Source organism: Mycobacterium simiae, assembly GCF_010727605.1.
Classification (GTDB): Bacteria; Actinomycetota; Actinomycetes; order Mycobacteriales; family Mycobacteriaceae; genus Mycobacterium; species Mycobacterium simiae.
The window spans coordinates 4,879,596-4,893,233 of the sequence record NZ_AP022568.1; the positions used below are offsets into that span (position 1 = coordinate 4,879,596).

Sequence of the window (13,638 nt, forward strand, 5' to 3'; positions counted from 1 at the left end):
CGCATGACGAGCGGCCTTCTCGCGTTCACCGTTCAACGCGCGTCTAATCCTGCAAGTGGCGCGGAGCGGGAATCAATCCTGGCCGACCCCGGTTTCGGCAAATTTTTCACCGACCACATGGTCTCGGTCGATTACGACGACGGGCAGGGCTGGCACAACGCACATGTCATCCCGTACGGCCCGATCCAGCTGGATCCGTCGGCGATCGTGCTGCACTATGCGCAAGAGGTGTTCGAGGGACTCAAGGCCTACCGGTGGACAGATGGCTCGATCGTGTCGTTCCGGCCCGATGCCAACGCCGCGCGAATGCGGTCCTCGGCGCGACGCCTCGCGATCCCGGAGCTGCCCGACGAGATCTTCCTGGAATCGCTGCGTCAGCTCATCGCCGTCGACAACGACTGGGTGCCCCAAGCTGGCGGCGAAGAGTCGCTGTATCTGCGGCCGTTCATCATTGCCACCGAAACCGGCCTGGGCGTGCGCCCGGCCAAGCGTTACCGATACCTGCTGATCGCTTCACCGGCCGGGGCGTACTTCCGCAACGGCATCAACCCCGTCGACGTGTGGGTGTCAACGGAATACGTGCGGGCCAGCCCCGGCGGCACCGGCGCGGCCAAGTTTGGTGGCAACTACGCGGCATCGCTGCTGGCGCAGGCCGAAGCCGCGGAAAACGGTTGCGACCAAGTGGTTTGGCTTGACGCGGTCGAGCGTCGCTACGTCGAAGAGATGGGCGGCATGAATCTGTTCTTCGTGCTCGGCAGCGGCGGCACGTCGCGGCTGGTCACCCCGGAGTTGTCCGGCTCGCTGCTGCCCGGCATCACACGGGATTCGTTGCTGCAGTTGGCCACTGACGCCGGCTTCGCCGTCGAGGAGCGCAAGATCGACATCGACGAGTGGCAGAAGAAAGCGGCCGAGGGAGAGATCACCGAGGTCTTCGCCTGCGGCACCGCCGCCGTCATCACCCCGGTCGCGCGGGTCAAGTACGGCGACACCGAGTTCACCATCGCCGACGGCCAACCCGGTGAAGTGACGATGGCGTTGCGCGACACCCTGACCGGCATTCAGCGCGGTACCTTCGCCGACACCCACGGCTGGATGTCACGGCTGGGCTAGCCCGCCCGACGTCGTCAGCAGCGCGCCAGTCCCGCCAGCGTCACCGCCGCGACCGTCGTGGTCACCTCGATCGCGGCGCCCAGCACGTCGCCGGTGATGCCGCCGAACCGGCGCACACAATGCGCGACCAGCACCGCCGCGCAGCACATCGCCAGCAGCATCGCGACCGGCCCCTGCCACGGCCGTGGACCCGCCACCACCGAAACGCCGAGCAGCACCGCGATCCAGGCCGCCACCACCGCAATCGGCTGTGTCCCGGCGACATGCACGCCCAGGGTGCTCCCGGCGGCCGCCGGCACCGGCCGGCGGCAGGCCAACACGGCTGCCACCCGGCCGGCGGCGACAGCCACCACGATCGCGGCCAGCCCGTGCCGCCCGGCCGCGGCGAGCGCCGCAAATGCCAGCCCCTGCAACGCGATTACCAGCACGACCGCCGCCACGCCGAAGGGGCCCGTCGACCCGTCGCGCATCACCGACAGCGCGCGCTGCGGCGGCCCGTAGCAGCCCAACCCGTCGGCCGTATCTGCAACACCGTCGATATGCAAGCCACGGGTGGCCAGCAAAAGCGTTGTCACCGCAAGGAATCCGGACAGCGGGCTGGACGTGCCGAATGCCATGACACCACCCCAGGTCACCCCCGCAGCCAGCAGCCCGAGCACCGCGCCGACAAGCGGTAGCGCCGTCAGGGCGCCTCGACCCATCGCGGCACTACGCGACGCCGGCACGGGCAGCACCGTGCCGAATGCGAAAGCTGTTGCCAGCGAAGGAATCACGATGGGGCGACCGGCGGGCCGGCGTCGTCGGAGACCCCGGCCTCGGCAAAGGTCGCCATCGAGGCCAGCGCGGCCACCGCGGCGCGCAGCACCGGCAGTGCCAGCGCCGCACCGCTGCCCTCGCCGAGCCGCATCCGCAGATCCAGCAGCGGCTCCAACTCCAGCGCGGCCAGCGCCAGCGCGTGGCCCGGTTCGGTGGACCGGTGTCCCGCCTGCCACCAGTGGCGCGCGCCCGGGGCCAGGCGCTCGGCGACCAGCGCGGCGGCCGTCACCGCCATGCCGTCGAGCAGCAGCGGGGTACGCCGCACCGCGGCCTGCGCGCAAAACCCGGCCAGCGCAGCCAAATCCGCACCGCCGCAACTGCGTAACAGCGCGACCGGGTCGGGCAGCACCGGCCTGGTCCGGAACAACGCGTCGCGAATCGCGGCCGTCTTGCGACCCCAGCCGGCGTCGTCGATCCCGGATCCGAATCCGACCACCGCGACCGGCTCGGCGTTGGTCAGCGCCGCCACCAGCACCGCGGCCGGGGTGGTGTTGCCGATGCCCATATCGCCGGCGATCAACAGGTCGGCGCCCGCGTCGACCTCTTCGTCGGCGATGCGGCGCCCCGCCGAGATCGCCGCCGCGGTCTGCTCGTCGGTCAATGCGTCCTGCACCGCGATGTCGCCGCTGCCGCGGCGCACCTTGTCCGCGCCGATCCGCTCGGATCGCGGCTCGGCGTCCACCGCCAGGTCGGCGACCCGCACCGTCGCATCGGCGATCGCGGCCAGTGTGTTGATCGCGGCCCCGCCGGCGTCGATGTTGGCCACCATTTGCGCGGTCACCTCCGGCGGGTACGCCGATACCCCGGAGCGGGCGACGCCGTGATCGCCGGCGAACACCACCACCCGGGCTCGCTCGAACTGCCGTGGCGGGCACTGCCCCTGACACGACGTGACCCACACGGACAGGTCCTCGAGGCGGCCCAGCGCGCCGCGCGGCTTGGTCAGGGTGTCCTGGCGGGCGCGGGCAGCCGCCGCGGCAGCCGCGTCGGGCGGTGTGATCGGCGGAAACTCCATCACGCCTCCGACACTTTGATCGATACCGGCTGACCCGCCACCACCAACACCACCCGCTCGCACAGCGCCGCGACACGCTGGTTGAGCGAACCAAGTTCGTCGGCGAAGCGCCGCCCGGCAGCAGTGGCGGGCACCACGGTCAGGCCGACCTCGGGACTGACCAAAACCAGCGTCGAGCGGAACGCGCCGATCGCGTCGAGGATCCGCGCAACGGGGTCCGCCACCGACCCGTTCTCCCAGGCGTCGTGGTGATCCAGCGTCCCGGTCAACCAGGTGCCCAGGTCGTCGACGAGCGTCGGGGTATCCGGTGACCGCCCCAATTCGGTTGCCACGTCCCGGGTTTCGACCGTCGTCCAGTGCTCGGGCCGACGGTCGCGATGCAGCGCGACGCGGCGCGCCCAGGCTGTGTCCATGGCGCCGCACGATCCGGGCGCCAGGTAACGCACCGGCTGACCGGACGGCAATGCACTGGTGACGGCTTGTTCGGCCCACTCGGATTTACCGGACCGGATGCCGCCGAGCACCAGGGTGCGCACTGGGTCAGCGCGCTTTCGCCAGACGGCTAATCGACATTGCTGCCGCGCTTGACCTGGGGCCGGGGGGCGCGCATCCGGCGCATCTGGGATGCCCGTCCGGCGGCGTAAAGGCCGAGTTTCCATCGGCTTTCGGTATTGCTCGGGAATTTCGCATCGACCAGCCGGCTGACCTTGCGGCCCAGGATCACGCTGTCGACACCCATGACCGCCGTGATCACCAGCATCGCCGGGGAGATGTAGAGCTGCAGCTGCGGCAGGGCGAACATGACGAACAGCAGGGACAGCGTCGCCGGCATGAACAGCCCGAGCAGGTTGCGTCGCGCGTCCACCACATCGCGCACGTAGCGGCGGATCGGGCCCTGATCGCGCGGCAGCAGGTAGGTCTCGTCGCCGGCCAGCATGCGTTCCCGGCGATCGGTCATCCGGGCCCGGCTGGCGAGGCGTTCGGCCTTGCGCTCGGCCCGGCTGAGTTTGGGACCGGCCAGCTGTTTGCGCCGAGCCCGCGCTTCGGCGGCGGTCATCGGCGCCGGCGCCACCGGCCCCTTCTTCTTCGCGCTGCGCCGAGCCTCGTCGCGCTTGGGCGTCGGCCGTCCCTTCGGGTCGGTTCGGCGCGATCCACGCGCCACCGCGGCCGCGTCGACGTCGGAGGTGACCGGCGTCACCAGATCGCCCGCCACGGCGTCCGCCTGGGTTTTCTTACGGCCCAACAACTTCACAATGGCCAGGTTACTTCGCAGCCAAGTCGATTCTTTGAACGGCCCCGCCGGCATCGCCATTGCTCTGCGCTGGGGCGATACTTGGACCTACCCTTTACCAGATGGACGGCTGCGGGTGATGGACAACGGCTCGATGGCCTCGGACGAAGGTGCCGTTGGCCTGTCTCCGGGTCGTCTGCAGTTGCCGGCCATGCGGGTGTTGGTCGCCCCGGATTGCTACGGCGACAGCCTCTCGGCAGTAGAAGCCGCCGCCGCCATTGCTACCGGCTGGACCCGATCGCGCCCCGGCGACCAATTCATCGTCGCCCCGCAGTCCGACGGCGGCCCGGGTTTCGTTGACGTGCTGGCCAACCGGCTGGGGGAGAAGCGGAGCATCCGGGTCTCCGGGCCGCTGGACGGGACGGTCGACGCGGAATGGGTATGGGACCCGGAGTCGGCGACCGCCTACCTCGAATGTGCGCAGACGTGCGGCCTGAAACTACTCGGGCGGCCGCCCGATTCCGAGACCGCGTTGGCGGCGCACAGCAGGGGAGTTGGACAGCTGATCGCCGAGGCGCTGCGCTGCGGAGCCAAGCGCATCGTGGTCGGGCTGGGCGGCAGTGCCTGTACCGAAGGCGGGCAAGGAATGATCGCCGAGCTCGGCGGCCTGGAAGTCGCGCGTCGGCAGCTGGCCAACGTCGAGCTCGTCGCCGCCTCCGACACCGAATATCCGCTGGTGGGCCCCTGGGGTGCGGCCCGGGTGTTCGGCCCGCAGAAAGGCGCGGACACCGCCACGGTCGCGGCGCTGGAAGTTCGGCTGGAGGCGTGGGCGCTGCAGCTGGAGGCGGCGGCGGGCCGCGACGTCAGCTCCGAGCCCGGGGCCGCCGCCGCCGGAGGCATCGGCGCCGGGCTACTCGCGCTCGGGGGTCGGTGCGAATCGGGCGCGGCGATCATCGCCGAGTACACCCATCTGGCCGACGACCTCGAGATTGCCGAGCTGATCGTCACCGGGGAAGGCAAATTCGACGAGCAGTCGCTGCACGGCAAAGTGGTCGGGTCGCTCGCGGCGGCCGCAGGCCCGCTGGGCATTCCGGTGATCGTGCTGGCCGGGCAGGTCGGCCTGGACAAGACGGCGGTGCGTACCGCCGGCATCATGTCGGCGCTGTCCATGGCCGAGTACGCCGGCTCGGTGGGATTGGCGCTGGCTGACGCGGCAAACCAGCTGATGGGATTAGCGTCACAGGTGGCGGCGCGACTCGGGAATAGCGGTCCTGCGAGGTACCGTTGAGGCAGTGGGTTCAACCCGAGAGGTTCGGGTGCCCGGGCACCTACCCAACGACAGGCATGTAGGAGAAGCAATGACGGTGCAAAACGAGTCGACCGCCAAGACCCACGGCGTGATCCTGACCGAGGCCGCCGCCACCAAGGCCAAAGCCCTGCTGGACCAGGAGGGGCGCGACGACCTGGCGCTGCGGATCGCGGTGCAGCCGGGCGGATGCGCCGGGCTGCGCTACAACCTGTTCTTCGACGACCGGTCCCTGGACGGCGACCTGACCGCCGACTTCGGTGGCGTGACGCTGACGGTGGACCGGATGAGCGCGCCCTACGTCGAGGGAGCCTCGATCGACTTCGTGGACACCATCGAAAAGCAGGGCTTCACCATCGACAACCCGAACGCCACCGGCTCCTGCGCCTGCGGTGACTCCTTCAACTGATTTGCACCTGACTCGCACCGCCCGGTAACCGGGGGCCGGTCAATACGAGCCCCCGGTACGCAGGACATACGAGCACACCAAGATCTGGCCGCGCTGGAACAGCAGCTGGGCGACGCCCTGAACCTGCCCACGCAGCGGGCCGCCCGAGGCCGGCGCCACCTGCATCGTGAACAACGCCTGAGCCTGGTACTGCGACAGATAGACGATCTTGTCGATCGAGGTCAGCTGGACCTGCGAAAACTGTTTGCGGAAGGCGTCGCTGCTCAACTTGGCCAGCGCCTGGTCGGAGCGCCTGTCGCGGACGCCGTCATACAGGCCGCACAGCGCGTTGCGGGAGATCTCCTCGGTGTTGCGACTGCCGAGGGCGTCCAGGTAGTTCTGAATGGCCGTCTTGGCCGCGGCTTCGGAGAACGACGCGCCGGTGTTGGCGCCGTTGGTCCGCACCCCGTACACGATCGCCGCGGTGATCGCGGCGACCAGCGCCACGGCGGCCAGGGTGCCGATGATCAGCCGCCGGGCCGGTCGTCGTTTCGAGTAGCCGGGCGGTGTCGGGCCGGGATATGGGGGTTCGTTGTGCGGGCCCGGGGCAAACGCCGTCCCGCCCGGCGGCGGGTCGTGCGGAAAGTCGACCGGCTGCTCGCTGTATGACCCGGGTCCGTCGCCGCCGACAGTCGGATTCGGCGAGTTCGGACCGCCCATGTGGTTCTCCTCCGGTGTGAGACGGTGTTACACGGGACCACGAGCGGCTACCGCCCGCGAACTCAGTGCCGGCGACTTGAGTGAGTTCCTAGGCAGGCTAGCGCACGGCCAGTTGGCCGGCTGCGCACCCAGCGGGGTCGGTCGGGCGCGTCAACTCGTGGGTAGGCTGGACGCGCTTACCGATGAAGGGTGGAGATTTCGTGACGATCGCGGTGACTGGCTCAATTGCGACCGACAACCTGATGCGTTTCCCGGGCCGGTTTTCCGAGCATCTGCTGGCCGAGCATCTGCAGAAGGTTTCGCTCAGCTTCCTCGTCGATGACCTGGTGATCCACCGCGGCGGTGTGGCGGGCAACATCGCCTTCGCCATCGGGGTGCTGGGTGGCGACGTCGCACTGGTCGGCGCGGCCGGTGAAGACTTCGGCGAATACCGCGAATGGCTGGAGCGACACGGCGTCAACTGCGAGAACGTGCTGATCTCCAAGACCGCGCACACGGCGCGATTCACCTGCACCACCGACGAGGACATGGCGCAGATCGCATCGTTCTACCCGGGTGCGATGTCGGAGGCCCGCAACATCAAGCTCGCCGACGTGGTGTCGTCGGTGGGCAAGCCGGACCTGGTCATCATCGGGGCCAACGACCCGGACGCGATGGTGGTGCACACCCAGGAGTGCCGCAAGCTCGGCCTGGCGTTCGCCGCCGACCCCTCCCAACAGCTGCCCCGCCTGTCCGGCGACGAGATCAGCACGCTGATCGACGGAGCGGCCTACCTGTTCACCAACGACTACGAGTGGGAGCTGCTGCTCAACAAGACCGGCTGGTCCGAGGCCGACGTCCTGGGCAAGGTCGACCTGCGGGTGACCACCCTCGGCGCCAAGGGCGTCGACATCGTGGAGCGCGACGGCACCACCACCCACGTCGGCGTGGTGCCCGAGACCAGCCAGACCGACCCGACCGGTGTGGGCGACGCGTTCCGGGCCGGCTTTTTGACCGGCCGCACCGCCGGGCTGAGCCTGGAGCGCTCGGCGCAACTGGGCTCGCTGGTGGCCGTGCTGGTGCTCGAGTCCACGGGCACCCAGGAATGGACGTGGGACCCGGCGGTGGCCAAGAGCCGGCTGGCGGATGCCTACGGCGACGAGGCTGCTGCCGAAATCGCGGCGGTGCTGGCCTAACGCTTTACAGCTGCACCGGGTAGTGCGGCTCGCTGATCTGGGGCACCACGCTGTGCTCGACGAAGATCGCGTGCCAGAGCATGAAGATGAGCACGGTCCACAGCCGGCGGCTGTGATCGCTGTCGCCGGCGCGGTGCTCGTCGAGCATGCGACGCACGGCGGCGATGTCGACGAGATGACCGGCCTGTGAGGCGTCCACCGTGGCGTTGGCCCATTCCAGCAGCTCGCCCGCGCGCAACCAATGCCGGATCGGTACCGGGAAGCCGAGCTTGGGCCGATGCAGCACGTGCGGGGGGACGATGGGCTCCAACGCGCGACGCAGCGCGTATTTGGTGGTCGTGCGGGTGATCTTCGCCTCGACGGGCAGCCGTGACGCCACGGCGAACACCTCGGGGTCCAGGAACGGCACCCGCAGTTCCAGCGAGTTGGCCATCGTCATCTTGTCCGCCTTGACCAGGATGTCGCCCCGCAACCAGGTGAACAGGTCGACGTGCTGCATCCGGGCCACCGGGTCCCAGCCCGCCGATTCGGCGTATACCGGGGCCGTCACGTCGGTGTGCGTCCAATCGTCGCGGAAGCCGGGCAGGACGTCGCGCAGCTGCGCATCAGAGAAGCTGCGGGCATTGCCGTAGTAGCGCTCTTCGAGAGTCAGCGAACCGCGATGCAGCAGGCTTTTGCCGCGCATCCCCTCCGGCAGCGGCTTGCTCATCTTGCCCATGGATCGGCGCAACGGCCGCGGGAGATAATCAAAGGGCTTGAGCGACAACGGCTCTCGATAGATCGTGTAGCCGCCGAACAGCTCGTCGGCGCCCTCGCCGGAGAGCACCACCTTGACATGCTTGCGGGCCTCGCGCGCGACGAAGAACAACGGCACCAGCGCGGGGTCGGCGACGGGTTCGTCGAGGTACCAGACGATTTCTGGCAGCGCGGCAACGAACTCCGCCGGGCTGACCACTTTGGCGATATGGCGGGCGCCGATCGCTTCGGCCGAGGCGACCGCGACGTCGATCTCGGAGAAACCTTCCCGTTCGAAGCCCGTGGTGAAGGTGATCAGCCGGGGGTTGTGCCGGATGGCCAGCGCGGCGATCGCGGTGGAGTCGATTCCGCCGGACAGGAACGCCCCGACAGTGACGTCGGCGCGCATGTGTTTGGCCACCGAGTCCTCGAGCACGGCGGTGATCTCGTCGTAGCGGGACTGTTCGGTCTCGCGGGTGATCGGCACCGCGGCGAACCGCGGCACGAAGTAACGGGTGGTCTGCGGCGCCGATCCCGGCCGGATGCGGGCATAGCAGCCCGATTCCAGCCGGCGCACCCCGCGGTGCAGCGTCTCGGGCTCGGGAACGTACTGCAGGACGGTGTAGTGCTGGACCGCCCGGGTGTCGATACCGGAGCCGCCCGCGTCGAATCCGACCAGCTCGGCCAGATCCAACAGGCACTTCTTCTCGCTAGCCACCGCGGTGCCGCCGTGCCCGGTCGCCATGAACAGCGGCTTGATGCCGAACGGGTCACGGGCGCAGAACAATTCGCGAGTCATGGTGTCCCAGAGCGCGAAGGCGAACATGCCCCGCAGCCGGGTGAGCACGTCGGTGCCCCAATGGTGGTAGCCGGCGACGATCGCCTCGCCGTCACCGTCGGTGGCAAACGCCGCGCCGTGCCGCGCGGTCAGTTCGTCGCGCAGCTCGAGATAGTTGTAGATCTCACCGTTGAACACCAGCACGTAGCGGTTGGGTGCCTCGGGCGGGCCCCAGCGCAGCGGCTGGTGCGAATGCGCCAGGTCGATGATCGACAGCCGGTTGAAGCCGAACACCACCGATCCGTCGGCGCCGGGATCCGACCACGTGCCCGGCTCGTCGGGGCCGCGATGGCGCATCAGCTGCGAGGCGCGGGTGATGGCGCCGTCGGCCCGGGCCGCATGTGCCGCCGCGACGGCGTCGCCGCCGGCCGCCCCGGCGTCCAGGCCGGTCGGGTCCGCCACGAACGCCAGCAGTCCACACACGGCCCCCAATATGCCGTACTTCGGCGATGCTTGGGCGCAGCGCCTCGGGTGGGTTACCGCGGCGCGGGGGACGTGCTGGTCGGGGTTTCGTCGCCGCCCTCGGCGGCGTGGTCTACGCTGCGTAGTATTCGACATTCGAGCAGGAGGGCGCCAACGTGACACCCGGCGGGCAGGTCCGTTCGCAACGTTTGTCGCAGCGCATATTTCGACCGCTTGCCCTGACCGCGGTGCTGGGCGTCCTGGCGGTCACCCTTAGCGGATGCGGCTGGCAGTCGGTGTTCGCGCTGGGCTGGCCCGAGGGCATCACGCCGCAGGCGCACCTCAACCGCGAGCTGTGGATCGGCGCGGTCATTGCGTCGCTGGTGGTCGGCGTCATCGTCTGGGGGCTGCTGTTCTGGTCGTCGGCGTTCCACCGGAAAAAGGCCACCGACACCGAGCTGCCTCGTCAGTTCGGCTACAACATGCCGCTGGAGCTGGTGCTCACCGTCACGCCGTTCCTGATCATCTCGGTGCTGTTCTACTTCACGGTCGTGGTGCAGGAGAAAATGCTGCACCTGGAAAAGGACCCCGAGGTCGTGATCGACGTCACGTCCTTCCAGTGGAACTGGAAGTTCGGATATCAGAAGGTCAACTTCAAAGACGGCACGCTGAACTACGACGGCGCCGACGAGGCGCGTAAGAAGGCGATGGTCTCCAAGCCGGAGGGCAAGGACGAGCACGGCGAGGAGCGCGTCGGTCCGGTGCGCGGGCTCAACACCGAGGATCGCACCTACCTGAACTTCGACAAGGTCGAGACCCTGGGCACGCCCACCGAGATCCCGGTGCTGGTGCTGCCCGCCGGCAAGCGCATCGAATTCCAGTTGAACTCCGCCGATGTCATCCACACATTCTGGGTGCCGGAGTTTCTGTTCAAGCGCGACGTGATACCGCACCCCAAGGAAAACAATTCCGTGAACGTCTTCCAGGTGGAAGAGATTCAAAAGACGGGCGCCTTTGTGGGGCACTGTGCCGAGTTCTGCGGCACCTATCACGCGATGATGAACTTCGAGGTCCGCGTCGTCGCGCCCAACGACTTCAAGGCCTACCTGCAACAACGGATCGACGGAAAGACGAACGCCCAAGCGTTGCAGGCGATCGCCCAGTCTCCGGTCGCGGTGACGACCCACCCGTTCGACACCCGCCGGGGCGAACAGACCCAGTCGGTCGGTTAGGACACGCAATGCATATCGAAGCGAGGTTGTTCGAATTCATCGCCGCGTTCTTCATCCTGTGCGCGGTGCTCTACGGAGTGCTGACCGCGCTGTTCGCCACCGGCGGCACCGAGTGGGCAGGTGAGACCGCGTTGGTCCTCACTGGCGGTCTGGCGTTGATCACGGCCACCTTCTTCCGGTTCGTGGCGCGTCGCCTCGACACCCGGCCCGAGGACTACGAAGGTGCCGAAATCAGCGATGGTGCAGGCGAATTGGGCTTCTTCGCCCCGCACAGCTGGTGGCCTCTGCTGGTCGCGCTGTCGGGCTCGGTGGCCGCGGTCGGCATCGCGCTATGGCTGCCCTGGCTGATCGCGGCCGGCGTGGTATTCATCCTTGCGTCCGCCGCCGGACTGGTCTTCGAGTACTACGTGGGCCCCGAGAAGCACTGAGTTGCGTCTCGAAGGTAACAATCCGGGCATCAGTTGAGCCGTCGCCCGTTTGCCCCGACTTCGTTGTCCCGGTCGGTTCGGTAGGGTTTTCGCAGGCAATGACAATCTCCCGAGCGCGCGCGACACGAGGTACCCCCGGAGCCCCGTGCGCAGGTGAGGCAGTTGGACAGGGCAGGCAGACATGAGCGGGCCGAAACCCCCGGGATGGGAACCCGACGAATCCGATTCCGCCAGTGAGGTCAAGCACGAATCGACGTCCAGTGGCAGGCATGCCGATGACTCCGAACCGGACGGCGAATTACCGACCCGCGACGAGCCCGAACCCTTTGACGACAGCGCCGCAATAGCGGCGGCCGACCACACCGGCGAGACGGACGCCTATTCGCGCGCTTACTCCGCGCCCGAATCCGAGCATTTCGTCAGCGGGCCCTATGTGCCCGCCGACCTGGGGCTCTACGACTACGACACCTTCGAAGATCCGTCCGAGGACGACGACGATGACGCCACTCCGCGTTGGCCGTGGGTGGTCGGCGTGGCCGCGATCGTCGCGGCGATCGCGCTGGTGGTGTCGGTGTCACTGCTGTTCGCCCGCACCGATACCAGCAAGCTGGCCAACCCGGGCACCAGCACACCGTCGGCGCCGCCGGTGCAGGACGAGATCACCACGACCACACCGCCGCCGCCACCACCGCCACCGCCCACCACCGAACCGCCACCGCCGCCCCCGACAGCTACGGAGACCCAGACTGTGACGGTGACGCCACCGCCTCCGCCGCCACCGCCCCCGCCCCCGCCGGCGCCCAGCAGCGCGCCCCCGCCCGCCAGCACGTCGGCCACCGCGGCCCCGCCCGCGCCGCCGCCGACCACCACACCGGCCGGCCCGCGGCAGGTGACCTACTCGGTGACCGGTACCAAGGCACCGGGCGACATCATCTCGGTGACCTACGTCGACGCCTCCGGGCGCTCCCGTACCCAGCACAACGTCTACATCCCGTGGTCGATGACGGTCACCCCGATCTCGCAGTCCGACGTGGGCTCGGTGCAGGCGTCCAGCCTGTTCCGGGTCAGCAGGCTCAATTGCTCGATCACCACGAGTGACGGGACGGTGCTGTCCTCGAACAACGGTGACGCGCCGCAGACGAGCTGCTGATGGTCAGCAGATACTCCGCGTATCGGCGCGGGTCCGACATTCCGGCGGACGTCATCGACCGCATCCTGCTGGGCGCCTGCGCCGCGGTCTGGCTGGTGCTGCTCGGCGTGAGCGTGGCGGCTGCCGTCGCATTGGCCGATCTGGGCCGTGGAATCCACACTGCGGCCCGCAACACGCACAGCACACCGTGGGTGCTGTACGCCGTCATCGTCATTTCCGCGTTGATCATCGCTGGGGCGATCCCGGTGCTGCTGCGCGCCCGCCGGATGAGCAAGACCGAACCGCCGGTCGTCAGATCGACGGCCCTGCAGGGGCGTCCGTCGGTCACCCAGCCGGCCGGGCGCAAGGTGGTCGACCGGGTGCGTCAGCAGCGTGCCGCGACGACGGCGCCGGCCGGGGAGTGGTCCGGCGAAGCGGTAGACCGCATCTGGCTGCGCGGCACGGTTGTGATGGTCAGCACGATGGGTGTGGCACTCATCGCCGCCGGCGCGGCGACCTATGCGATGGCCGTCGGCCATGACGGTCCGTCGTGGGTCGGCTACCTGCTGGCGGGCGCCATCACGGCGGCGTTGCCGGCGGCAGAGTGGCTGTTCGTTCGGCAGCTACGCCGTGAGGTCGAGACGACCTAGGCGGATGCTAGGCGGATTTCCACGAGGATTGCCGCCTCATCCGGCCTTGGCGTACCGGCGAATCAGCTGGTCGTCGCGGACCGTGCTGGTGTGCTGCAGCCCACCAGCGTCACGGCAGAAGAATGTCCATTTGCCGGGACTCTTCTGTGGCCCGCCGATCATCTTGACCGTGTAGCGCAGCCGACTGGGCTCCAGGGTGCCGATGACGTCACCGACCCGGACATCTGAAGGATGGATCTCGGGAGCATCGTCCCAGTTCTCTATTGCCATGAATGTGCGCGCCCCGTTTCTGTTGCCTCCAGCCTACGTGTGATCACTCGCACGCATCAGCAACGGCCCGGGTGCGGTCGGTGAACATTGACCGGTGGCGTAGCGTCAGGGGTGAGTTTGTCCTCGTTGTCCGCGGTTGACCACCGCATTGGCTGGGATGACAGTTACTCCGCCGTCCCGCGCCCGGGAGGCG

Annotated in this window: 15 protein-coding genes; 8 read left to right on the top strand and 7 right to left on the bottom strand. The window is 68.5% G+C overall.

The features are described 5' to 3' along the window. Positions 1-3: 3 nt before the first annotated feature. Positions 4-1,110, top strand: coding sequence for a branched-chain amino acid aminotransferase (locus G6N33_RS22765; protein WP_044506587.1), 1,107 nt, complete (start codon positions 4-6; stop codon positions 1,108-1,110). 14 nt (positions 1,111-1,124) lie between these two features. On the opposite strand, the gene G6N33_RS22770 is transcribed toward G6N33_RS22765, so the two are convergent. From G6N33_RS22770 to G6N33_RS22785, 4 genes are read right to left on the bottom strand one after another with little or no spacing between them, the layout of a single operon-like run. After that, positions 1,125-1,883: an adenosylcobinamide-GDP ribazoletransferase gene (locus G6N33_RS22770; protein WP_101528682.1), complete on the bottom strand. Its 759-nt coding sequence runs from the start codon at positions 1,881-1,883 to the stop codon at positions 1,125-1,127. Continuing rightward, positions 1,880-2,941, bottom strand: coding sequence for a nicotinate-nucleotide--dimethylbenzimidazole phosphoribosyltransferase (gene cobT / locus G6N33_RS22775; RefSeq protein ID WP_101528681.1), 1,062 nt, complete (start codon positions 2,939-2,941; stop codon positions 1,880-1,882). The genes G6N33_RS22770 and cobT overlap by 4 nt, the downstream gene beginning before the upstream one ends. Then, a complete protein-coding gene (locus tag G6N33_RS22780) occupies positions 2,941-3,477 on the bottom strand; it encodes a bifunctional adenosylcobinamide kinase/adenosylcobinamide-phosphate guanylyltransferase (protein WP_044506585.1) in 537 nt (178 codons plus the stop codon). The genes cobT and G6N33_RS22780 overlap by 1 nt, the downstream gene beginning before the upstream one ends. 26 nt (positions 3,478-3,503) lie before the next feature. Next, complete coding sequence (locus tag G6N33_RS22785; RefSeq protein WP_232069483.1) at positions 3,504-4,154, bottom strand: DUF3043 domain-containing protein; 651 nt, start codon at positions 4,152-4,154, stop codon at positions 3,504-3,506. 229 nt (positions 4,155-4,383) lie between these two features. On the opposite strand from G6N33_RS22785, the gene G6N33_RS22790 reads away from it, so the two are divergent. After that, positions 4,384-5,460, top strand: coding sequence for a glycerate kinase family protein (locus G6N33_RS22790; RefSeq protein ID WP_044511983.1), 1,077 nt, complete (start codon positions 4,384-4,386; stop codon positions 5,458-5,460). A 70-nt stretch (positions 5,461-5,530) separates the two neighbouring features. After that, positions 5,531-5,887 (top strand): iron-sulfur cluster assembly accessory protein, encoded by a 357-nt coding sequence (locus G6N33_RS22795; RefSeq protein ID WP_044506583.1) that lies wholly within the window; start codon positions 5,531-5,533, stop codon positions 5,885-5,887. A gap of 39 nt (positions 5,888-5,926) precedes the next feature. Here the strand turns inward: G6N33_RS22795 and G6N33_RS22800 are convergent, their stop codons facing one another. Next, positions 5,927-6,586: an Rv0361 family membrane protein gene (locus G6N33_RS22800; RefSeq protein ID WP_044506582.1), complete on the bottom strand. Its 660-nt coding sequence runs from the start codon at positions 6,584-6,586 to the stop codon at positions 5,927-5,929. Between the two features lie 200 nt (positions 6,587-6,786). Between G6N33_RS22800 and G6N33_RS22805 the strand changes: the two genes are divergently transcribed. After that, entirely contained in the window at positions 6,787-7,761 is a 975-nt protein-coding gene (locus G6N33_RS22805) for a carbohydrate kinase family protein (protein ID WP_044511982.1), read from the top strand. A gap of 4 nt (positions 7,762-7,765) precedes the next feature. Here the strand turns inward: G6N33_RS22805 and asnB are convergent, their stop codons facing one another. After that, complete coding sequence (gene asnB, locus G6N33_RS22810) at positions 7,766-9,757, bottom strand: asparagine synthase (glutamine-hydrolyzing) (RefSeq protein WP_101528680.1); 1,992 nt, start codon at positions 9,755-9,757, stop codon at positions 7,766-7,768. Between the two features lie 155 nt (positions 9,758-9,912). Here asnB and ctaC point away from each other — a divergent pair, with 155 nt between their 5' ends. The 4 genes from ctaC (at position 9,913) to G6N33_RS22830 (ending at position 13,175) form a co-directional block, all read left to right on the top strand. Next, positions 9,913-10,968 carry an aa3-type cytochrome oxidase subunit II gene (gene ctaC / locus G6N33_RS22815; RefSeq protein ID WP_044506579.1) on the top strand — a complete coding sequence of 352 codons (1,056 nt, stop codon included), beginning with the start codon at positions 9,913-9,915 and terminating at the stop codon, positions 10,966-10,968. Between the two features lie 8 nt (positions 10,969-10,976). Further along, positions 10,977-11,396, top strand: a complete 420-nt coding sequence (locus G6N33_RS22820) for a cytochrome c oxidase subunit 4 (protein WP_044506578.1) — start codon at positions 10,977-10,979, stop codon at positions 11,394-11,396. Positions 11,397-11,577: 181 nt separating this feature from the next. After that, positions 11,578-12,546, top strand: coding sequence for an MmpS family transport accessory protein (locus tag G6N33_RS22825; RefSeq protein ID WP_163771625.1), 969 nt, complete (start codon positions 11,578-11,580; stop codon positions 12,544-12,546). Then, positions 12,546-13,175, top strand: a complete 630-nt coding sequence (locus tag G6N33_RS22830; protein WP_044506574.1) for a DUF2561 family protein — start codon at positions 12,546-12,548, stop codon at positions 13,173-13,175. Before G6N33_RS22825 ends, G6N33_RS22830 begins: the two co-directional genes overlap by 1 nt. A 36-nt stretch (positions 13,176-13,211) precedes the next feature. Here G6N33_RS22830 and G6N33_RS22835 read toward each other — a convergent pair whose 3' ends face one another. After that, entirely contained in the window at positions 13,212-13,445 is a 234-nt protein-coding gene (locus G6N33_RS22835; RefSeq protein ID WP_044506572.1) for a hypothetical protein, read from the bottom strand. Positions 13,446-13,638 lie beyond the last annotated feature (193 nt).